Annotated in this window: 19 protein-coding genes; 15 read left to right on the forward strand and 4 right to left on the reverse strand. The window is 60.6% G+C overall.

Annotated features, from left to right (window positions below):
• The first annotated feature begins 4 nt into the window (after positions 1 to 4).
• The 3 genes from cobT to MWU53_RS05745 all read left to right on the forward strand — a co-directional run bounded on the left by cobT (position 5) and on the right by MWU53_RS05745 (position 4,179).
• Positions 5 to 1,879, forward strand: coding sequence for a cobaltochelatase subunit CobT (gene cobT, locus MWU53_RS05735; protein WP_247091319.1), 1,875 nt, complete (start codon positions 5 to 7; stop codon positions 1,877 to 1,879).
• A gap of 100 nt (positions 1,880 to 1,979) precedes the next feature.
• Entirely contained in the window at positions 1,980 to 3,776 is a 1,797-nt protein-coding gene (locus tag MWU53_RS05740; RefSeq protein WP_247091321.1) for an aminopeptidase P family protein, read from the forward strand.
• 61 nt (positions 3,777 to 3,837) lie between these two features.
• A complete protein-coding gene (locus MWU53_RS05745) occupies positions 3,838 to 4,179 on the forward strand; it encodes a DUF427 domain-containing protein (protein ID WP_247091324.1) in 342 nt (113 codons plus the stop codon).
• A 9-nt stretch (positions 4,180 to 4,188) separates the two neighbouring features.
• Here the strand turns inward: MWU53_RS05745 and MWU53_RS05750 are convergent, their stop codons facing one another.
• Complete coding sequence (locus MWU53_RS05750) at positions 4,189 to 5,316, reverse strand: anhydro-N-acetylmuramic acid kinase (protein ID WP_247091326.1); 1,128 nt, start codon at positions 5,314 to 5,316, stop codon at positions 4,189 to 4,191.
• Positions 5,317 to 5,392: 76 nt separating this feature from the next.
• On the opposite strand from MWU53_RS05750, the gene tyrS reads away from it, so the two are divergent.
• The 5 genes from tyrS (at position 5,393) to MWU53_RS05775 (ending at position 12,384) form a co-directional block, all read left to right on the forward strand.
• The gene (gene tyrS, locus MWU53_RS05755; protein ID WP_247091780.1) at positions 5,393 to 6,649 is read left to right on the forward strand and encodes a tyrosine--tRNA ligase; all 1,257 of its coding nucleotides are present in this window, start codon (positions 5,393 to 5,395) and stop codon (positions 6,647 to 6,649) included.
• 230 nt (positions 6,650 to 6,879) lie between these two features.
• Positions 6,880 to 8,058, forward strand: coding sequence for an aminotransferase (locus MWU53_RS05760; RefSeq protein WP_247091328.1), 1,179 nt, complete (start codon positions 6,880 to 6,882; stop codon positions 8,056 to 8,058).
• An 81-nt stretch (positions 8,059 to 8,139) separates the two neighbouring features.
• The gene (locus tag MWU53_RS05765; protein ID WP_247091331.1) at positions 8,140 to 9,981 is read left to right on the forward strand and encodes a peptidyl-prolyl cis-trans isomerase; all 1,842 of its coding nucleotides are present in this window, start codon (positions 8,140 to 8,142) and stop codon (positions 9,979 to 9,981) included.
• A 21-nt stretch (positions 9,982 to 10,002) separates the two neighbouring features.
• On the forward strand, positions 10,003 to 11,514 hold the full coding sequence (gene trpE / locus MWU53_RS05770) for an anthranilate synthase component I (protein ID WP_247091333.1): 1,512 nt from the start codon (positions 10,003 to 10,005) through the stop codon (positions 11,512 to 11,514).
• 75 nt (positions 11,515 to 11,589) lie between these two features.
• Complete coding sequence (locus MWU53_RS05775; RefSeq protein WP_247091335.1) at positions 11,590 to 12,384, forward strand: pyrroline-5-carboxylate reductase dimerization domain-containing protein; 795 nt, start codon at positions 11,590 to 11,592, stop codon at positions 12,382 to 12,384.
• Here MWU53_RS05775 and MWU53_RS05780 read toward each other — a convergent pair.
• The 3 genes from MWU53_RS05780 to MWU53_RS05790 all read right to left on the reverse strand — a co-directional run bounded on the left by MWU53_RS05780 (position 12,381) and on the right by MWU53_RS05790 (position 14,586).
• Positions 12,381 to 13,355: a DUF3179 domain-containing protein gene (locus MWU53_RS05780; RefSeq protein ID WP_247091337.1), complete on the reverse strand. Its 975-nt coding sequence runs from the start codon at positions 13,353 to 13,355 to the stop codon at positions 12,381 to 12,383. The genes MWU53_RS05775 and MWU53_RS05780 overlap by 4 nt on opposite strands.
• 96 nt (positions 13,356 to 13,451) lie before the next feature.
• A complete protein-coding gene (locus MWU53_RS05785; RefSeq protein ID WP_247091339.1) occupies positions 13,452 to 14,093 on the reverse strand; it encodes a peptidylprolyl isomerase in 642 nt (213 codons plus the stop codon).
• A complete protein-coding gene (locus MWU53_RS05790; RefSeq protein WP_247091340.1) occupies positions 14,086 to 14,586 on the reverse strand; it encodes a peptidylprolyl isomerase in 501 nt (166 codons plus the stop codon). The genes MWU53_RS05785 and MWU53_RS05790 overlap by 8 nt, the downstream gene beginning before the upstream one ends.
• Before the next feature lie 163 nt (positions 14,587 to 14,749).
• On the opposite strand from MWU53_RS05790, the gene MWU53_RS05795 reads away from it, so the two are divergent.
• From MWU53_RS05795 to MWU53_RS05820, 7 genes are all read left to right on the forward strand, one after another.
• The gene (locus MWU53_RS05795; protein ID WP_247091342.1) at positions 14,750 to 15,937 is read left to right on the forward strand and encodes a phosphoglycerate kinase; all 1,188 of its coding nucleotides are present in this window, start codon (positions 14,750 to 14,752) and stop codon (positions 15,935 to 15,937) included.
• A gap of 190 nt (positions 15,938 to 16,127) precedes the next feature.
• Complete coding sequence (locus MWU53_RS15930) at positions 16,128 to 16,253, forward strand: hypothetical protein (protein WP_281501308.1); 126 nt, start codon at positions 16,128 to 16,130, stop codon at positions 16,251 to 16,253.
• Positions 16,250 to 16,420 carry a hemin uptake protein HemP gene (gene hemP / locus MWU53_RS05800; RefSeq protein ID WP_163035553.1) on the forward strand — a complete coding sequence of 57 codons (171 nt, stop codon included), beginning with the start codon at positions 16,250 to 16,252 and terminating at the stop codon, positions 16,418 to 16,420. Before MWU53_RS15930 ends, hemP begins: the two co-directional genes overlap by 4 nt.
• A gap of 224 nt (positions 16,421 to 16,644) precedes the next feature.
• Positions 16,645 to 17,538: a fructose bisphosphate aldolase gene (locus MWU53_RS05805; RefSeq protein WP_247091344.1), complete on the forward strand. Its 894-nt coding sequence runs from the start codon at positions 16,645 to 16,647 to the stop codon at positions 17,536 to 17,538.
• 183 nt (positions 17,539 to 17,721) lie between these two features.
• Positions 17,722 to 18,024: a septum formation initiator family protein gene (locus tag MWU53_RS05810; RefSeq protein WP_247091346.1), complete on the forward strand. Its 303-nt coding sequence runs from the start codon at positions 17,722 to 17,724 to the stop codon at positions 18,022 to 18,024.
• Positions 18,025 to 18,201: 177 nt separating this feature from the next.
• Positions 18,202 to 19,203 (forward strand): pyruvate dehydrogenase (acetyl-transferring) E1 component subunit alpha, encoded by a 1,002-nt coding sequence (gene pdhA / locus MWU53_RS05815; RefSeq protein ID WP_247091347.1) that lies wholly within the window; start codon positions 18,202 to 18,204, stop codon positions 19,201 to 19,203.
• A gap of 21 nt (positions 19,204 to 19,224) precedes the next feature.
• Positions 19,225 to 20,589 (forward strand): pyruvate dehydrogenase complex E1 component subunit beta, encoded by a 1,365-nt coding sequence (locus tag MWU53_RS05820; protein ID WP_247091348.1) that lies wholly within the window; start codon positions 19,225 to 19,227, stop codon positions 20,587 to 20,589.
• Position 20,590 lies beyond the last annotated feature (1 nt).

The following is a 20,590-nucleotide window of genomic DNA, read 5'->3' on the forward strand; positions in this document are numbered from 1 at the left end:
GCTAATGAAAAAGCCAAACGACAACCCTGCTGATCCGTTCAAGAAGGCGCTGGCTGAGGCGACGAAGACGCTTGCCAACGAGCCAGAGCTGTCGGTCAGCTTTACGGTGGACCCCTCGGGCGTTAGCCGCGACGCGATGCGCCTGCCTCAGGTCACGCGGCGGATGACCAAGGACGAGGTGCTGTTGGCGCGTGGCACGGCGGATGCTTACGCCATGAAGCTGCGCTATCACGACGAAGCCATGCACGCGAAATATGCCCCGGCGGGCAACATGGCGCGTGATATTTACGAGGCGATGGAAACCGCCCGGTGCGAAGCTTTGGGCGCGCGCGACATGCCGGGCACTGCGGGCAATATCGACGCCAAAATCGGGCACGAGGCTGACCGTCTGGGCTATGACCAGATCACCGCCGCCGCCGACGCCCCTCTGCCCGTCGCGGCCGGATACCTGATGCGCCATCTGGCCACTGGGCGCGACCTTCCGGCTGCCGCCGACAACGTGATGGGCCTGTGGCGCGACTTTATCGAAGCGCAATGTGGCGAGCATCTGGACGACCTGACCGGCGCCTTGCAAGACCAGCAGGCGTTCTCGCGCTTTGCCCGCCAGATCATCGAGGATCTGGGCTATGGCGATCAGCTGGGCGATGACCCGGATGCCGAAGACGACGAGAACGAGGATGAGGCCCAGCCAGAAGACGACGAGGCGCAGGACGATCCGAATTCGGAACAGTCGCCCGACGAGGACGAGGCCGAAGCCGATCCCGAACGCGCGCAGGACGAGCAGATGGACCCCTCCGAGGCGCAGGTCACCCTTGATGATATGGCCGAGGATGAGGTGGGCGAAGAGGCCGAAATGCCCGACGCGGACGCCCCGCCCGAGCCGCCAACGCCTCAGCCCGCATCGGATGCCGACCCGGATTATCTGGTCTTCCACAACGAGCATGACGAAGAGGTCATGGCCGAGGATTTGGCGGAACCTGCCGAGCTGGAACGTCTGCGCGCCTATCTGGACCAGCAATTGGAGCCGTTGAAGGGCGCCGTGTCGCGTCTGGCCAACAAACTGCAGCGCCGGTTGCAAGCACAGCAGAACCGCTCGTGGCTGTTTGATCTGGAAGAAGGCATTCTGGACGCAGGCCGTCTGGCGCGTGTGATTGCGAACCCGACCACGCCGCTGTCCTTCAAGCAGGAAAAAGACACCGATTTCCGCGATACCGTCGTGACGCTGCTGTTGGACAACTCGGGCTCGATGCGCGGGCGTCCGATCTCGATCGCGGCGATTTGCGCTGACGTGCTGTCACGCACGCTGGAACGCTGCCAGGTGAAGGTCGAGGTTCTGGGCTTCACCACACGCGCCTGGAAAGGCGGGCTTGCGCGCGAGAAATGGCTGGCCGATGGTCGTCCGCAACAGCCCGGTCGCCTGAACGATCTGCGCCACATCATCTATAAACAGGCTGACGCCCCAATGCGCCGCACGCGGGACAATCTGGGCCTGATGATGAAGGAAGGCCTTCTGAAGGAAAACATCGACGGCGAGGCGCTGGAATGGGCGCACCGCCGGATCGTGGCGCGGCCCGAGCAGCGCAAGATCCTGATGGTGATTTCGGATGGGGCACCTGTGGATGATTCAACTTTGTCCGTTAACCCCGCGAATTACCTAGAAAAACACCTGCGCGACGTGATCGAGATGGTCGAGAAACGCAAACAGGTCGAGCTTCTGGCGATTGGCATTGGCCACGATGTGACCCGCTATTATGAGCGCGCCGTCACGATCACCGATGCCGAGCAATTGGCCGGTGCGATCACCGAACAGCTGGCAGCCTTGTTCGACAGCGACCCACGTGCCCGCGCCCGTGTTATGGGCATCAAGAAAGCGATGTGACCCCCTTTTCACCGCGCGCATTTCGCGGCATGTTGCCCCCAACACGCGCCCGCCTATCGCGGGCGTGTTTTGTTTGTGCCACCCGATTTCGGAGACAGAGATGTTCCAGACCTTCACCACCACCGCTGATCCCAGCAAAGGGGCTGCCCGATTGGAACGCCTGCGCCGTGCCATGGGGATGAAGGGGCTGGATGGGTTCTTCGTGCCGCGCGCGGACGCGCATCAGGGTGAATATGTTGCTGCCTGTGATGCGCGGCTTGCATGGCTAACCGGATTCACCGGGTCCGCTGGATTCTGCATTGCGTTGAAGGAAGTGGCCGGGATTTTCGTCGACGGGCGCTATCGCGTTCAGGTGCGGGAACAGGCGGATATGGCGGCGTATACGCCGGTCGATTGGCCCGAGGTGCAGCCGGGCGACTGGCTGAACGAACAGATTACGGGCAAGGCGCGCATCGGGTTTGATCCATGGCTGCACACAAAGGCCGAAATCGAGAAGATCGAGAAAGCACTGGACGGCACCGACGTGACGCTGGTCCCCACCGACAATCTGGTAGACCAGATATGGGAAGATCGCCCTACCCCGCCCAACGGCAAGATCGTCGAGCAGCCCCTTGAATTTGCAGGGCAATCCAGCACTGCCAAACGTGGTGAGTTGGCGGATGAGTTGTTGGCAAAGGGGCAGAAAGCCTGCGCCATTACGCTCTCGGACAGCATCGCGTGGCTTTTGAATATCCGTGGCGATGATATCCCATGCATCCCGGTTGTGCAGGGCTTTGCCATCTTGGGAGATGATGCCTCGGTCCAATTCTTTACCACGGAAGGCCGGACGGTCGAGGCCCGCTTTGATGCGGACGTCTCGGTGCATCCGATCCGCGATTTCCAATCCGCATTGACCCGTCTGGACGGTCCGGTGCGCGTCGACCGCGCCTCGGCCCCCTATGCGGTCTGGCAGATCTTGTCCGAGGCCGGGATCCAGATCGACTGGGCGGAAGATCCCGCGATCCTGCCCAAGGCGCAGAAGAACCCGACCGAATTGAAGGGTGCCCGCGCCGCACATCTGCGCGATGCCACTGCCGTGGTCGAGTTTCTGGCCTGGTTTGACGCCGCCGATAAAACCAGCCTGACTGAGATTGATTTGGTCACACAGTTGGAAGAAAAGCGCCGCGCCACCAATGCGCTGATGGACATCTCATTCGAGACCATCGCGGGCGCAGGTCCCAATGGCGCGATCATGCATTACCGCGTGACTGAAGAGACCAACCGCCCGCTTGAAGACGGCAATCTGGTGGTTCTGGACAGCGGTGGGCAGTATCGCGATGGCACCACTGACATCACCCGTGTCTTGCGCGTGGGCGAGATCGGAGAAGAGGAAAAACGCTGTTATACCCGCGTGTTGCAGGGCATGGTTGCCTTGTCGCGCACCAATTTCCCGAAGGGCCGCACGGGTCGCGATCTGGACCCGATTGCGCGCTACCCGCTTTGGGCGGCGCATCAGGATTTCAACCACGGGACTGGACATGGCGTTGGTGCCTATCTGTCCGTGCACGAGGTACCGCAGCGGTTCTCTCCGATCTCAGAGATCGAGCTTCTGCCCGGTATGATCCTGTCCAACGAGCCGGGATATTATCGCAACGGAGCCTTCGGCATTCGGTTGGAAAACCTGGTGGTCGTGCAGAAGGCACCGACGCCTGCGGGCGGGGATCGTGAACGCGAGATGCTGAACCTTGAAACGCTCACCTATGTGCCCATCGACACCTCGCTGATCATTTCCGAGATGCTGTCGGGCGAAGAGCGTGCGTGGCTGAACGCCTATCACGCAGAAACGCTGGATTTATTGCGCACTCAGGTGACTGACGCTGCGTTGCAATGGTTGAAAGGTGCTTGCGCGCCAATTTGACACGCGATTTTTACACAGGATCTGATAGGGTGCCGCAAAATCGTACGGGGAAAGAAGAACAATGACCGACAACATCATCATTCGCGCCGCTGAAGGCAAATGGACCGTACGTGCCGGGGGCGCCGTGATCGGGGAAAGCCAAGACGCCCTTGAGGTGCAGGAAGGCGATCTGCCGCCGGTGATCTATTTCCCGCGTGGCGACATCGCCATGGCGTTTCTGGACGCCAGCGCCACCGTCACCACCTGCCCTTATAAGGGTGAGGCCAAGCATTTCTCGATCCAGACCAAATCCACCGTGATCGAGGATGCGGCCTGGTCCCATGACGCCCCGATCGAGGATCTTGAGCAAATCAAGGGCCATGTGGCCTTCTATGGCGACAAGGCGACCGTCGCGCGCACCTAAACCCGAATTTTAGCTGTTTTCAGGGTAAGAGACCTTGCCGCCCCCAACCGGAGCGGCAACGCCTGTCGTGCTGGGAGCCGATGTCGGCAGCCCGCGTGCGACGCGCACAGCGAGATAGGCAAAGGCCTGCGCTTCCAGCATATCTCCGTCCAATCCAGTTTCGTCGATATCCTGCACAGGCACGGACAGACGCGCGGAAAGTTCCTGCATGATGGCGGCGTTCTTGCGCCCGCCGCCCGTGACCAAAAGCCGTGTGGGCGCGCTTGGGCAATGGGTCATGCCTTGGGCGACGGCCTCGGCAGCGCAGGCGGCCAACGTGCGCGCGGCATCTGCGTCGGACAGCTTGGCCACTGCGGGCAGCAGATCTGGAAACTGATCCCGGTCGAGCGATTTGGGCGGTTGGCGCGTGAAATACGGGTGGTCCAAGAAGGCCTGTACGATGCCCTCGTCCGACCGGCCAGACAGCGCCAATGCGCCGCCTTGATCCAAAGCCACACCGCGCCGCGCCAGCATCAGATCGTTGATCGGCGCATTCGCGGGACCGGTATCAAAAGCAAGGCAGGCATTTGGCGCCTCGGGCGCGTTAATGCGCGGGTCGACCCAGGTGACATTGCCCACGCCCCCGAGGTTTAAGAAGGCAATCGGCGCATCCGCCCCGATGAACCGCGCACAGGCGTGGTGAAAGAAGGGGGCGAGCGGTGCGCCCTCGCCGCCTTCGGCCACGTCTTTGCTGCGGAAGTCCCAGATGACGGGCACCTTCAGAGCATCGGCCAGCGTTTGCCCATCGCCTGCTTGGTGAGTACGTCCACCTTCTGGATCATGGGCCAGCGTTTGTCCGTGATAGCCAAGAAGATCGGCGTCGTGATCGGCCAGCAACGTCCGCGCCAGGTCGATATGTGCAGCTTCGCTTACCTGTGCAGCGGTCTTCACGTCCCGCCCATCCGGCCATTGCCCTAGAGCGGCGCGCAGATCAGCCCGCTGCGCATCGGTGTAGTCCGAATAAGCGCTTGGACCGAAAGCGTGAATGCGCGTGCCATCGGTCTGAGCCAGGGCTGCGTCGACACCGTCCAACGAAGTACCGGACATCATTCCCAGCGCCCAAACGGGGCCATTCTTTGCATCCACTGCACCTGCCATCGCCAACACGCTCTTTCCCTTTTCGCAACCCCCGTCTATACGGAAGGCCAATGCAGACAGGATGGACCGAAATACGATGACCTACCACCCGAAATCCGACTTCATGCGTGTGATGATCGAGCGCGGCTTTCTGGCCGATTGCACCGATTATCAGGCACTGGACGAAGCTTTGGTTGAAGGTGTCGTTCCGGCCTATATCGGCTTTGACGCCACCGCAAAATCGCTGCATGTCGGATCGCTGATCCAGATCATGATGCTGCGCTGGCTGCAGAAGACCGGTCACCAGCCGATCACCCTGATGGGTGGCGGCACGACCAAGGTGGGCGACCCGTCTTTCCGCGCGGACGAGCGTCCGCTACTGACGCCCGATCAGATCGACGACAACATCGCAGGCATCAAGAAGGTGTTTGCAAGCTATATCGACTATGACAGCGAAGGCCCGACCAAGGCGCTGATGCTGAACAATGCCGAATGGCTGGACGATCTGAATTACCTCGATTTTCTGCGCGACATCGGGCGGCATTTCTCGGTCAACCGGATGTTGTCGTTTGAAAGCGTGAAGTCGCGACTGGACCGCGAGCAGAGCCTGAGCTTCCTCGAATTCAACTACATGATCCTGCAGGCCTATGACTTCCTCGAGCTGAACCGCCGCTATGGTTGTCTCTTGCAGATGGGCGGCTCGGACCAGTGGGGCAACATCGTGAACGGGATCGACCTGACCCGCCGCGTACTGGACAACCAGATTTTCGGCCTGACCTCGCCGCTGCTGACCACGTCGGACGGCAAGAAAATGGGCAAGTCGCTGAATGGTGCGATCTGGCTGAACGCCGATATGCTGTCGCCCTACGAGTTCTGGCAGTTCTGGCGTAACACCACAGATGCCGACGTGGGCCGTTTCCTGAAGCTCTACACTGAACTTCCGATCGAAGAATGCGACCGTCTGGGTGCGCTGGAAGGTCAGGCGATCAACGACGCGAAAATCATTCTGGCCAACGAAATCACAACTCTTGCACACGGCGCCGAGGCTGCGGCGGCTGCCGAAGCCACCGCGCGCGAAGTGTTCGAAAAAGGCGGCACGGGCGACGACCTGCCGACCGTTTCCCTGGCATCTGCGGATCTGGGCGACGGGATCTCGATCATTCAGCTGTTTGTGAAGGCAGGTCTTGTGAAATCGGGCAAGGAAGCAAAGCGTCTGATTGCCGAAAACGGGGCCAAGGTGAATGATGAGGCCTTGACCGAAGCGGGCAGGATGATCTGCGCGGACGATCTGGCCGACCCGATGAAACTGTCGGCGGGCAAGAAGCGTCACGCGCTGGTGGTCCTGAAAGGCTAATCCGTTGGGGGTTGCGGATGGGGGCTCACGGTGTGAGCCTGAGGGGCTCTGCCTCTCTGCGCTGCGCTTGGGCTCCGCCCGTTCTCAGGCGAAACCGTCCCCCGGACGGTTTCCGGGAAGCCTTCGAACCCCGAGGTATTTTGGGCAAGAGGAAGGGGGCGCGGATCTGGATTGTCGCGCCCTTTTTTCGTTGCTAGGGTTTGCGCAGACGATCTGCTGAGAGGCCCCAGATGCTTTTGAACCCCAACCTTGCCAACACGTTTTCGCCCCCGGTGATGGAGGCGCGGCGCTGGTTGGAGGGCAAGAGCTTTTCGCCCGATCAGCCGCTGATCAATGTCAGCCAAGCCGCCCCTGTGGACCCGCCCCCCGAAGCCATGCGCGAGGCGATGGCGGATGCAGTTTTGCGCTTGCCCGAGACCCATCTTTACGGGCCGGTTCTGGGGCTGCCCGCGCTGCGGGACGAGCTGGCGTTCAACATCAACCGTCACTATGGCGCGGATGTGTCATCTCAGAATGTGGCGATCACCTCGGGTTGCAATCAGGCCTTTGCGGCGACGATTGCCACTTTGGCAGCGCCGGGGGATGAGGTTATTCTGCCAACCCCATGGTATTTCAACCACAAAATGTGGCTCGATATAGGGGGGATCACGTCGGTGCCGCTGGCGACCGGGGACGATCTGCTGCCCGATCCGGACAAGGCAGCAGCCCTGATCACACCGCGCACGCGCGCGATTGCGCTGGTAACGCCGAACAACCCAGCCGGGGTGGAATACCCGGCCGACCTGATTGCGGCCTTCCGCGACCTGGCCCGCACCCGTGGGATTGCGTTGATCATCGACGAGACCTATCGCGATTTTCACAGTCAGGGTGGCGCGCCGCATGATCTGTTCTTAGATCCTGATTGGGACGACACTGTCATTCAGTTGTACTCGTTCTCGAAATCGTACCGCCTTACGGGCCACCGGGTTGGGTCGGTGCTGACCTCGCCCGCGCGGCTGGCAGAGATCGAGAAGTTTCTGGACACCGTCACCATTTGCCCCGCGCAATTGGGGCAGCACGCGGCCTTGTGGGGGCTGCGCAATCTGGAAGAGTGGCTGGCGGGCGAGCGGCTTGAGATTCTGGCCCGCGCGCAGGCGATGCGCGATGGGTTCGCCCCGTTGGCCGAGCGCGGTTGGGAATTGATGGGGTGCGGGGCGTATTTTGCCTATCTGCAGCACCCGTTCGACATGCCCTCAGACCAACTGGCGCAGGCTTTGGTCGACAAGGCCAGTCTGCTGGCCCTGCCCGGCACGATGTTCACGCCAGAAGGCGACAAAAGCGGTGCACAGCAGTTGCGTGTGGCCTTTGCCAACATCGATGCGGCAGGCATTCAGACCGCTCTGAACCGGCTGGCGGCATTTCGGCCTTAATCACCTGCGCAGGGCGGCTTGGCAATCGGCCATGAACCGCCTACAAACCCCGTTAACAGTCTGATGAAAAGGAAAGCGTCCATGGCGACTGGCAAGGCTTCTCGTACTTTCGGTTGGATCCTGATGGGTCTGGTCATGGTGGGACTCGTAGGGTTCGGATCAACGAATTTCGGAGGCTCAGGCCGGTCAATCGGCACAGTGGGCGACACCGAAATCGACGCGCGCCGCTATTCACGCGAACTTCAATCCGAATTGAACGCGTTCGAGGCCCAGACCGGTCAACGCCTGACCATGCAGCAGGCGCAGGCCTTCGGTGTGGATCAGCAGGTGCTGGCACGTGTGATCGCTGCCGTGGCACTGGAAGACGAGACTGCGCGCCTTGGAATTTCGGTGGGCGATGACCACCTGCGCGCGCGCATCGTCGACATTCCCGCATTCGCAGGTGTGGATGGGCAGTTTGACCGCGAAAGCTATCGCTTTGCTTTGGAGCAATCGGGCCTGACCGCCGCGGGCTTTGAACAGACCCTGCGCGCCGAAGTCAGCCGCCAGATCCTGCAAGCCGCCGTGACCAATGGCATCGCTGCAGACGACACCTATGTCGACACGCTCTATGCATTTGCACGCGAGGCACGGAACTTCACGTGGGGCGAACTGCCTGTGTCGCGCTTGACGACCGCCCTGCCCACGCCGACCGAGGAAGAACTGACGGCCTATTACGACGCGAACCCGTCGGCCTTCACCTTGCCCGAGACGAAGAAGATCACCTATGCGTGGCTTGACCCGCAGGCCCTGGTCAGCGAAATCGTGGTAGACGAGGCTCAGATCAAAGCGCTCTATGACGAGCGGAACGATCAGTACAACCAGCCCGAGCGCCGCTTGGTCGAACGTCTGGTGTTTGGCACTGAGGCCGACGCACAGGCTGCTGCAGACGCAATCTCAGCGGGTGAGACCAGCTTTGAAGAGCTGGTCACCGCGCGCGACTTGACCCTGTCGGACATTGATCTGGGCGATCAATCCAAAGCTCAACTCGGTGCCGCAGGGGAAGCGGTTTTTGCACTGGCTGAAACCGGCATTGCTGGACCTATCCTCAGCGATCTTGGCCCTGCTCTGTTCCGCGTGAATGCCATCCTGACAGCTCAGAACACGCCCTTCGAGGACGTCCGGAATGACCTGAATGCCGAACTGGCCGCGGACGCAGCGCGACGTCGCGTGGGCGATATGGTGGCCGAGCTGGACGACCTGATGGCTGGTGGCGCAACGCTGGAAGAAATCAGCGAAAGCCACAACATGGTGCTGGAGCAGGTCGACTGGACCGCCGAAAGTTCGGACGGCATTGCCGCATACGAAACCTTCCGCGACGCCGCCGCAGCCGCTGTTGACGGGGATTTCCCGGAAATTACGCTGATGTCGGATGGCGGCGTCTTTGCCCTTCGTGTCGATGCACTGGAGCCGTCACGCGTGCAGGACCAGACCGAAGTGGCCGAGGCCGTTCTCGCCGGATGGCAGGCCGAAAAGCGTCTGGAGCTGCTGGTCGAAGAAGCCCGCGGGTTGATCCCATCGCTGGAAGGTGGCGAAAGCCTTGCCTCTTTGGGGCTGACCGAGGTGGTTGAAGAGGGCCAGGAACGCGATGCATTCGTCGAAGGCACCCCGCCTGCATTCATGACAGAAGTGTTCGAAATGACCGCAGGCGACTGGCGGGTCATTCCCTCGGCTGACGGTGTGATCCTTGTACGTCTGGACGCGGTTGTGCCTGTGGACCAGTACAGCGACGAAGCCATCGCCATCAAGGCCAGCTTCGCGGCGCAAACCGCGCAGGAAATCGCCATCGACGTTGAGAATGCCTTTGCACGCGCCGTACAGACCAAGGCGGGGATCGAGCTGAACCGCCCGATGATCAACGCCGTGAACGCGCAGTTCCAGTAACCTCCTACCGGGAAGACATACATGGCCCTTACGCCCTCGTTTGAAGAGTTCGAAGCCGGTTGGAATGCTGGCAAAAACCAGGTGGTCTATACGCGCTTGGCCGCGGATCTGGACACGCCGGTCAGCCTGATGCTGAAACTAACCGAAGCGCGGCGTGACAGTTTCATGCTGGAAAGTGTGACGGGTGGCGAAGTGCGCGGTCGGTATTCGATTGTTGGCATGAAGCCGGACCTCATCTGGGAATGCCGGGGCGAAACCAGCCGCGTGAACCGCATGGCGCGGTTTGATGCGGAGGCCTACGAAGACATGCCGGGCAACCCGCTGGACGCGCTGCGCGCCGTGCTGGCCGAAAGCGCGATTGATCTGCCCGATGATCTGCCGCAGGCCTCGGCCGGGCTGTTTGGGTATCTGGGCTATGACATGATCCGTTTGGTCGAGCATCTGCCGGATGTGAACCCCGACCCGTTGGGCGTGCCGGATGCTGTGATGATGCGCCCGTCGGTCGTCGCGGTTCTGGATGGCGTGAAGGGCGATGTAACGCTGGTCTCGCCTGCATTTGTCAGCTCAGGCCTGACGGCCAAGGCTGCTTATGCGCAGGCTGCTGAACGCGTGATGGACGCGCTGCGTGATCTGGACCGCGGCACCGCAGGCGAGACGCGCGATCTGGGCGAGGCACAAGAGCTTGGCCCGCTTGTGTCCAATTTCACCAAGCCCGACTATCTGGCGGCCGTTGAGAAGGCCAAGGAATACATCCGCGCGGGCGATATTTTCCAAGTGGTGCCCAGCCAACGCTGGACACAGAATTTCCCGCTGCCGCCCTTTGCGCTTTACCGCAGCCTGCGACGCACCAACCCCTCGCCCTTCATGTTCTATTTCAACTTCGGTGGCTTTCAGGTGGTGGGTGCAAGTCCGGAAATTTTGGTCCGCGTCTTCGATGGCGAGGTCACGATCCGCCCCATCGCAGGCACCCGTCCCCGTGGCAAGACGCCCGAGGAAGACAAGGCGCTGGAGGCCGACTTGCTGGCCGACCAGAAAGAACTGGCCGAGCATCTGATGCTTCTGGATCTGGGGCGCAACGACACGGGTAAAGTGTCCAAGATTGGCACGGTGCGCCCTACCGAAGAGTTCATCATCGAGCGCTACAGCCACGTTATGCATATTGTGTCGAACGTGGTGGGCGAGTTGGCGGATGATCAGGACGCGCTGTCGGCCTTTATGGCAGGTATGCCTGCCGGGACGGTGTCAGGCGCGCCGAAAGTGCGCGCCATGGAGATCATCGACGAGCTGGAGCCAGAAAAACGCGGCGTCTATGGCGGCGGTTTGGGCTATTTCAGCGCGGGCGGCGACATGGACATGTGTATTGCCCTGCGCACGGCTGTCGTGAAGGACGAAAAGCTGTATATTCAAGCTGGTGGTGGGGTTGTTTATGACAGCGATGCCGAGGCCGAGTATGAAGAGACAGTGAACAAGTCCAAAGCCATCCGGCGCGCGGCCGAGGATGCGGCCATGTTCACCCGGCGCGGCAACCGGTAGGGTGTGAGGGGCGTTGCCCCTCTGCGCGTTGCGCATTCACCCCAAGGTATTTTTCGCAAGAGGAAGGGGGCTGCGATGCTTTGCGACATGGTATTGGGTGTGATTGGGGGCAGCGGACAACTAGGCTGCGCCATCATACAAGGGTTGGTGACCGCAAAAGCGCTTCCAGCAGAGCAAATCATTGTGGCGAATAGAAGCGGCGTTCGGGGCGACCTGCCTGACGCGGTGCGTTTGGTTTCGGACATTGACGAAATGGTTGCAGCTTGTGATGTCATCCTTCTGTCCGTTCCACCAGCCAATGCAACCACGCTGCGCCTTCAGGCCGATGGCAAGCTGGTGCTGTCCGTTATGGCCGGGGTGACTTTGGCGCAATTGGCCAAGATCGCGGGACATGACCGCGTGATCCGGGCCATGTCGAGCCCTGCTGCAGCCGAGAGGATGGCCTACTCTCCTTTCATGTTGGACGCGTGCACGCAGGACGATGGTGCGGTGGCTGAAGAATTGTTCGGCGCGATCGGGCAGACGGATGCTCTGACGGATGAGGCCCAGCTGGATGTATTCACGGCGATCACCGGCCCAGTGCCCGGTTTCGTCGCGCTGTTTGCCGATACCATGATCAGATTTGCCCGAGAACAGGGCGTGGACGATGATGTGGCTGAACGTGCAGTGCGGCAGCTCTTCTTGGCAGCTGGGAACGAGATGGGAGCCGGGGGGGTGTCACCGGCCAAGCAGGTTCAATGGATGATTGACTATGCCGGGACAACGGCTGCGGGGCTTGAGGCGATGAAGGCCGCCGGGATCGAGCGTGTGGTTCGTGACGGGCTGGCCGCGGCTGTTGAGAAATCGCGGCGCATTGCGAACGATACTTAGCCCCCCAGCATCCACTCTCCATCCGGCCAGAACGCATGGAAGGCGAAGGCAAACAGCACGTCATGGGGCACATCCCTGCCCTGCGCGTCCCGCACGCGGATGGTACCGACGTCGCGCCCTTTTGAGATTTGTGCCGTATCCAGCGCGGACGCTTGCCCGGCGGTCCAACTGATGATCACACCCGCCTCGGCAATCTCGCCTTCTTTCGACAGACGCGCGACCGGCCATGCACGGTTGCCAACGCGCACGACACGGGCCAATGCTGGGACGCCGTGGGGCGGTTGTTCCCCCGTAAAGAAACCATAGGGGCGGTTGCGGCTGTCATAGCCTGCATAAGGGTTGCGCCCGTAGGAGCGGTTGGCGCGGGGTTGGTCCATCACCAAACCGTCAGGGTTTCGGCGGACAAATTCGGCCCAGCTTTCCATCCACGCCGGAAGTTGTTTCAGCTGGGTGCCGGTATGTGCGCCAACGATCCCCTGCCCCAACGCCTGCTGCCACCAGCTTTCGGTCTGATGGTCATACATCACCATGTCCGAGGCGCGCAGCTTGCCTGTCACGCCAAATGTCAGCTCTTGCCCGTCAACGCGGCGATCAAACACCATGCCGGAGTTGCAGAGCGGGCAGAAGGTGACGGCGACCGGAACACCGCCCACCCTGTCATTCACGATCTCATGCCATGTCAGATAGCGCAGCGGATAGGCGCGCGGGGTGGCGCCCTTGATCTCGACCGTCAGAACGGGTTCACGGGGGCCGATGCGGGTCTCATCCCCCACCTTACGAAAAGCGGGATCGGAAAGCGCAGGGATGCCATCGCGACCGGGGCCGCCTGACAGGATCTCGTTCCATCCGCCAATATCTGATCGGGAGAAATCGGTTTTCGGGAACTCGCGTTCCCACTGGGTCGGGTTGGCGCGCACATCCTGCACCCACAGCCCGGCCACAATCGCAAGCATGGTTATCAGAATACGCATAAGGCCGCTCCTTTTTGTCTGTTAGACCCAGCCTGACAGAGAAAGAAGCGGCCCCATAGCCCCCCTCACGAGGGTTTGAGCGTTCGTGCGCGCGGCTTATTCCACAACGCGCATCGTGGTCATGACATCCGGCTTGCCCAGTACCGACCCGTTCGGGCCTTCGCCGCGCTTGATCGCCTGCACCACGTCAAAGCCACCTGTCACATGACCGACGACCGTGTATTTCCCATTCAGGAAATCGCCGGGGGCGAACATGATGAAGAACTGACTGTTGGCCGAGTTCGGGCTTTGCGAGCGCGCCATGCCCACGGTTCCAGCCAGATAGGGCTCGTCCGTGAACTCTGCCTTCAGATCGGGATAGGGCGATCCGCCCATGCCTGCGCGACCACCATTGCCGTCGGCCTTGCCGAATTCAACGTCACCGGTCTGGGCCATGAAGCCATCGATGACACGGTGGAAGACCACATTGTCATAGGCGCCTTCGTTGGCCAGCGTGATGATCCGTTCGACATGTTCGGGGGCCAGATCGGGGCGCAGGGTGATCTCGATCACGCCATTGGATTCGCCTTCGACGGTAATTTCCACCTTCGGGGCGTCACCGATCACGACCGGATCAAGCTCGGGCGGGGCGGACGGCCAGAGCGTGTAGATCCCATAGCCCACAACCAAAGCCACCCCGGCCAGGAACGCCACAATAAATGTGCGTCTGTCCCGAGATGTGTAGTTGCCGTCAGACATCTGCAGCAACCTTGACCGAAACCATCATGTCCGGGCTTGCAGGCGGCTCGCCACGGGTGATGGCGTCGACATGCTCCATGCCCGAGGTCACGCGGCCATAGACCGTGTACTGACCGTTCAGGAAGTGGTTGTCGCTGAAGTTGATGAAGAACTGGCTATTGGCCGAGTTCGGGTTCTGCGAACGGGCCGCACCCAGCGTGCCACGGTCATGCGGCAGTTTCGAGAACTCTGCCGGCAGATCAGGCAGGTCCGAGCCACCGGTGCCAGCGTAACGCAGCATGGTCGCGTCTTTGCCGTTCTTCACGTCGCCGGTTTGGGCCATGAAGCCGTCGATCACGCGGTGGAAAACTACGCCGTCATACTCGCCCGAGCGGGCCAGTTCTTTCATGCGCTCGGCATGTTTGGGGGCAACGTCGGGCAGCAACTCGATCACCACGGTGCCGTCTTTCAGCTCCATCAGGATGGTGTTTTCGGGATCTTTATATTCGGCCATCGGGGCCTCCTTCAGACTTTATGTGTTTCGTTGGCGCCAAACTAAGCACGCGGGCGAAAAGATGGAAGGGCAGACGGGCTTCTTTTCGCCACGCCTGTTGACCCGCGCACGCTTTTGGTGTGCAACACGCCCGACACCTGCCCGATACCTGAAGGAGGGACCGATGGCCTGGAAGACACTCGACGAGATGGACCTGAACGGCAAAACCGTTCTGACCCGCGTAGACATCAACGTGCCGGTGAAAGATGGTGTGGTGACCGACGACACCCGCATCCAGCGCATCCTGCCCACCATCCATGATATTCTGGCCGCTGGCGGCAAGCCGGTTCTGCTGGCGCATTTCGGCCGTCCCAAGGGCGAACGCGTCCCGGACATGAGCCTGTCCGTCGTGCGCCCTGCCCTTGAAGCGGCCCTTGGAAGCCCGGTGAAATTTGCCGATGACTGCATCGGCCTGCCTGCAAAACAGGCTGTGTCCGAGTTGAAGGCCGGCGAGGTTCTGCTTTTGGAAAACACCCGCTATCACGCGGCAGAGCCCAAAAACGACCCCGCATTTGCGGCCGCTCTGGCTGCTCTGGGCGATGTCTACTGCAATGACGCGTTTTCGGCTGCACACCGTGCCCATGGCTCGACCGAGGGCGTTGCGCGTCTTCTGCCGTCCTGCGCGGGCCGCTTGATGCAGGCCGAATTGTCTGCACTGGAAGCCGCCCTAGGCGAACCCGTGCGCCCAGTTGTTGCCGTGGTGGGCGGTGCCAAAGTCTCGACCAAGCTGGACCTTCTGGGCAATCTGGTGGCCAAGGTCGACCATCTGGTCATCGGCGGCGGCATGGCCAACACCTTCCTTGCAGCGCAGGGTATCGACGTGGGCAAATCGCTGGCCGAGCATGACATGACCGATACGGCGCTAGAGATCCTGACCAAGGCGCAGGCCGCAGGCTGCGAGATCATCTTGCCTACGGACGTCGTTGTCGCCCGCGAATTCGCCGCGAACGCCGCCAACGAAACTGTTGCTGCCGACGCCTGCCCGTCGGATGCGATGATCCTGGACGCTGGCCCCGCGTCGGTTGCCAAGATCTCGGACGTCTTCGAACAGGCCAACACGCTGATCTGGAACGGCCCCCTTGGCGCTTTCGAGATCGAGCCGTTTGACGCGGCCACCAACGCCGCGGCCCTGAAAGCAGCAGAACTATCCGACGCGGACACCCTGACCTCAGTTGCCGGAGGCGGTGACACCGTGGCCGCCCTGAACAAGGCGGGCGCCGCCGCGCGCTTCACCTATATCTCGACCGCAGGCGGCGCATTCCTTGAGTGGATGGAAGGCAAGGAACTGCCGGGTGTCGCAGCTCTGGGTTAAGCCAAGCCACGAAAACATCATTTTATCAACGCCCTGCGCAGAAATGTGTGGGGCGTTTTTAGTTGCGCAATTCCCGCTTGACTAATACCTGACTATTTTTATAGGTATTACCTATCAGCCAGTCGCACACCCTGCGATCAGCCGGAGACCTGAGGGGCACACCCGTCCCACACCATCAGGAGCGCGACACATGACTGACTTTCGCAGCGGGTGCCTGACCGCCCGCACCGACATTCCAAACCCTGTCCCCTTTGTCCCCGGCCTGAAAGCTCTGGCCGCGTGGATCGAGACCGTCCTTGAAGGAGACCGCACATGACCGCCCCCATCACCAGCGCCGTATTTGAAACCGCACTGCGGACCGCTCCGCCCGAACATGACGCGCTTGATCTGACACAAAGCGGCAAGACCGCGCGCATCGTCCTGAACGACATGGTCTATACCCTGACCATCACCCGCGCCGGAAAGTTGATCCTGACCAAGTAACCCACGCATTTGCGAACGCACCGGCGCGTGTCGGCGACAGTTCCCCTGCGCCGTCCAAGTTCCCTTCGCGCCCGCGGCTGGGGAGCAAGGTCCATATCCGTTTCGTCCAACCTTGCCCCTCACCCCTTCCTACGTGCATTTGTTAGCGCCAGCAGAATTGCATGCTGCCGTCCCCTCGCCTATGAACGGGGTAATTTAGACCTTTATTCACACGTGGGATCGACATGCCGAACCAAGCACAAATGGACAAGATCAAAGCCGGTCAGGGCTTCATCGCAGCACTGGACCAGTCGGGCGGATCGACCCCGAAAGCTTTGCGCCTTTATGGCATCGAAGAAGACGCATACTCGGGCGATGCCGAGATGTATGACCTGATCCACGCCATGCGCTCGCGTATTGCGCAGGCGCCTGCCTTCACCGGCGAGAAAGTCGTCGGCGCGATTCTGTTCGAGATGACCATGGACCGTCAGATCGACGGTAAGCCAACCGCCACATATATGTGGGACGAGCGCGGCGTCGTGCCCTTCCTGAAGGTGGACAAGGGTCTTGCCGATGAAGAGAACGGCGTTCAGGTAATGAAACCGATGCCGGAACTGGACGCGCTGTGCGAACGCGCTGTGAAAGCTGGCGTTTTCGGCACCAAGATGCGCTCGGTCATCAATGCCGCCAACGCAGAGGGCATCAAGGCCATCGTCGCCCAGCAGTTCGAAGTGGGCAAGCAAATCATCGGTCACGGCCTTGTGCCGATCATCGAGCCCGAAGTCACGATCTCGATCGCGGACAAGGCAGCTGCGGAAGACATCCTGCTGGCCGAGCTGACTGCCCAGCTGGACGCGCTGTCGGATGATCAGACCGTAATGCTGAAGCTGACCCTGCCGGAAGCTGCCAACCACTATAAATCGCTGGTCAATCACCCGCGCGTGGCGTCGGTTGTGGCCCTGTCGGGTGGGTACTCGCGCGAGGAAGCCAACACCCGCCTGTCGCAGAACACCGGCATGATCGCCAGCTTCTCGCGTGCGTTGACCGAAGGCCTGTCGGCACAGCAATCGGACGATGAATTCAACGCCACCATCGCCGACACGATCGACAGCATCTATCAGGCATCCGTTGCTGGATAAGCCTCTGCTTTGATTGCATTTTGAAACGGCTCGCGGTTTTGCGGGCCGTTTTTCTTTGGCGCCTGAAAAAACTTTCCAACCGATTCGTTTTTGGGATTCACAAGCCGAATCACCTATGGCATAGTTCTTGTGCACCGCCCGAAAAGAGGTGGGCAAGAGGCAGTACATACAGGCGGGAAACCTATGGGCGCACCTCGCGCACAAACTGGAATTGGTGGAGTGGTCTACTTTGTCGGGGTCGTTGGCCTTGGCTTATACTTTACCTTTGCCAGTGTGCAGGGCGACTATGGATTGTTCCGGCGCGTACAGATCGAGGCCGAGACGCATGCGCTTTTAAATGAGCGCGATGCGCTCTCGGCTCAGATCGCTGATCTGCGCAATCGTACCAAACGCCTGTCCGACGATTATCTGGATCTGGATCTTCTGGACGAACAAGCCCGCAATGTGCTGGGTGTTGTCCGCGCGGACGAGGTCGTTCTGCGCTAAACAGCGCGCATATTCTCCTTAGAAATCATGTGCAAACGCAAGCTTTGCGTCTGACGCAACCCTGCCCCGCGCAAGGTTATGCAAGTTTTTGTCGACCGGCAGGGATGAAGTCTGTATAAGATAGTTTAACACTAAACTATTATCTAAAGCCAGATGACGCCAGGAGGAGGACGCCGCATGGCAGCTCGGAAAAGCGCTCCGAAAAAGACCGCTAAATCAAACACATCCAAAGAAGAGCTTCTCGAATACTACCGCGAGATGCTTCTGATCCGTCGATTCGAAGAAAAGTCGGGCCAGCTGTACGGCATGGGCCTGATCGGCGGATTCTGCCACCTTTACATCGGCCAAGAAGCCGTTGTTGTGGGTTTGGAAGCCGCCGCGAAGGAAGGTGACAAACGCCTGACATCCTATCGCGACCACGGCCACATGCTGGCCTGCGGCATGGACCCGAAAGGCGTCATGGCCGAACTGACAGGCCGCGAAGGCGGCTATTCGCGCGGCAAAGGCGGCTCGATGCACATGTTCTCGAAAGAGAAGCATTTCTACGGCGGCCACGGGATCGTTGGCGCTCAGGTGCCGATCGGAACGGGCCTCGCCTTTGCAGACAAGTATCTGGATAATGGCGGCGTCACCTTCGCCTATTTCGGTGATGGTGCTGCAAACCAAGGTCAGGTCTACGAAAGCTTCAACATGGCCTCGCTGTGGGAACTTCCGGTCATCTATGTGATCGAGAACAACCAGTATGCCATGGGCACCTCGCTGCAGCGTGCCAGCTCGACCCCTGACATCTATACCCGCGGCGCATCGTTCGGCATTCCGGGCGAAGCGGTGGACGGCATGGATGTTCTGGCCGTGAAAGAAGCGGGCGAACGCGCGACCGCGCACTGCCGTTCGGGCAAAGGCCCCTACATTCTGGAAATGAAAACCTATCGCTACCGCGGTCACTCGATGTCGGATCCGGCCAAGTACCGCACCCGCGAAGAGGTACAGAAAGTCCGTGAAGAACGCGACGCCATCGAGCATGTGCGCGAGCTTCTGCTGCAGGGAAAACATGCCTCTGAGGATGACCTGAAGGCCATCGATAAAGAGATCAAGGCCGTCGTGAACGACGCCGCCGAATTCTCGAAAACCAGCCCCGAGCCTGCGCTCGAAGAGCTGTGGACAGATATTTACGCCTGATCCGGACAGAGGAGAGAAGATATGGCTATTGAAGTACTGATGCCCGCCCTGTCCCCGACGATGGAGGAAGGCACGCTGGCCAAATGGCTGGTTAAAGAAGGTGACGAGGTCGCATCGGGCGACATCCTTGCCGAGATTGAAACCGACAAAGCGACGATGGAATTTGAAGCCGTTGATGAAGGTATCATCGGCAAGATCCTGATCGCTGAAGGCACTGAAGGTGTGAAGGTGAACACCCCGATCGCCGTGCTGATCGAAGAAGGCGAAAGCGCCGATGATGTGGCGTCGACCCCTGCCCCGGCAGCGGAAGCCCCTGCAGCAGCGGCTCCGGCGGCAGCCCCTCTGGCAGCTCAGCCCATCGTATCGGAAGATCTGTCCGACCCGGAAATCCCGGAAGGCACCGAAATGCGCCTTACCACCGTGCGCGAAGCACTGCGCGACGCGATGGCCGAAGAAATGCGTGCCGACAACTCCGTCTTCCTGATGGGGGAAGAGGTCGCAGAATACCAAGGCGCCTATAAGGTCAGCCAAGGTCTGTTGGACGAATTCGGCGCCAAGCGCGTGATCGACACGCCGATCACCGAGCACGGCTTTGCCGGTCTGGCCACGGGTGCCGCGATGGGCGGTCTGAAACCGATTGTCGAGTTCATGACCTTCAACTTCGCGATGCAGGCGATTGACCACATCATCAACACCGCCGCCAAGACCCGCTATATGTCGGGCGGTCAAATGACCTGCCCGATCGTCTTCCGCGGCCCCAACGGCGCAGCCGCCCGCGTGGGCGCGCAGCACTCGCAAGACTACGCCGCATGGTACGCGCAGATCCCCGGCCTTTACGTGGCGATGCCCTATTCGGCAGCGGATGCCAAAGGTTTGATGAAAACTGCGATCCGCGAAGAGACCCCCGTTGTATTCCTGGAAAACGAGCTTCTCTACGGTCAAAGCTTCGAAGTTCCGGTGATGGACGACTACGCCATCCCATTCGGCAAAGCGCGCATTTGGCGTGAAGGCTCGGACGTGACCATCGTCAGCTTCGGCATCGGCATGAAATACGCGCTGGAAGCCGCGGATAAGCTGGCTGAAGACGGCATCTCGGCCGAGGTGATCGACCTGCGCACCCTGCGCCCGATTGATTACGACACGGTGATCCGCTCGGTCCAGAAGACCAACCGCTGCATCACGGTGGAAGAAGGCTGGCCTGTGGCGTCCATCGGCAACCACATTACCGCCCAGATCATGGAACGCGCGTTCGATTATCTGGACGCGCCGGTGATCAACCTGACGGGCAAGGATGTTCCGATGCCCTATGCGGCGAACCTTGAAAAACTGGCGCTTGTGACCACTGCCGAGGTGATCGAAGCCGCCAAAGCTGTGACCTATCGTTAAG

It is taken from the genome of Aliiroseovarius sp. S1123 (assembly GCF_023015885.1).
GTDB lineage: Bacteria > Pseudomonadota > Alphaproteobacteria > Rhodobacterales > Rhodobacteraceae > Aliiroseovarius.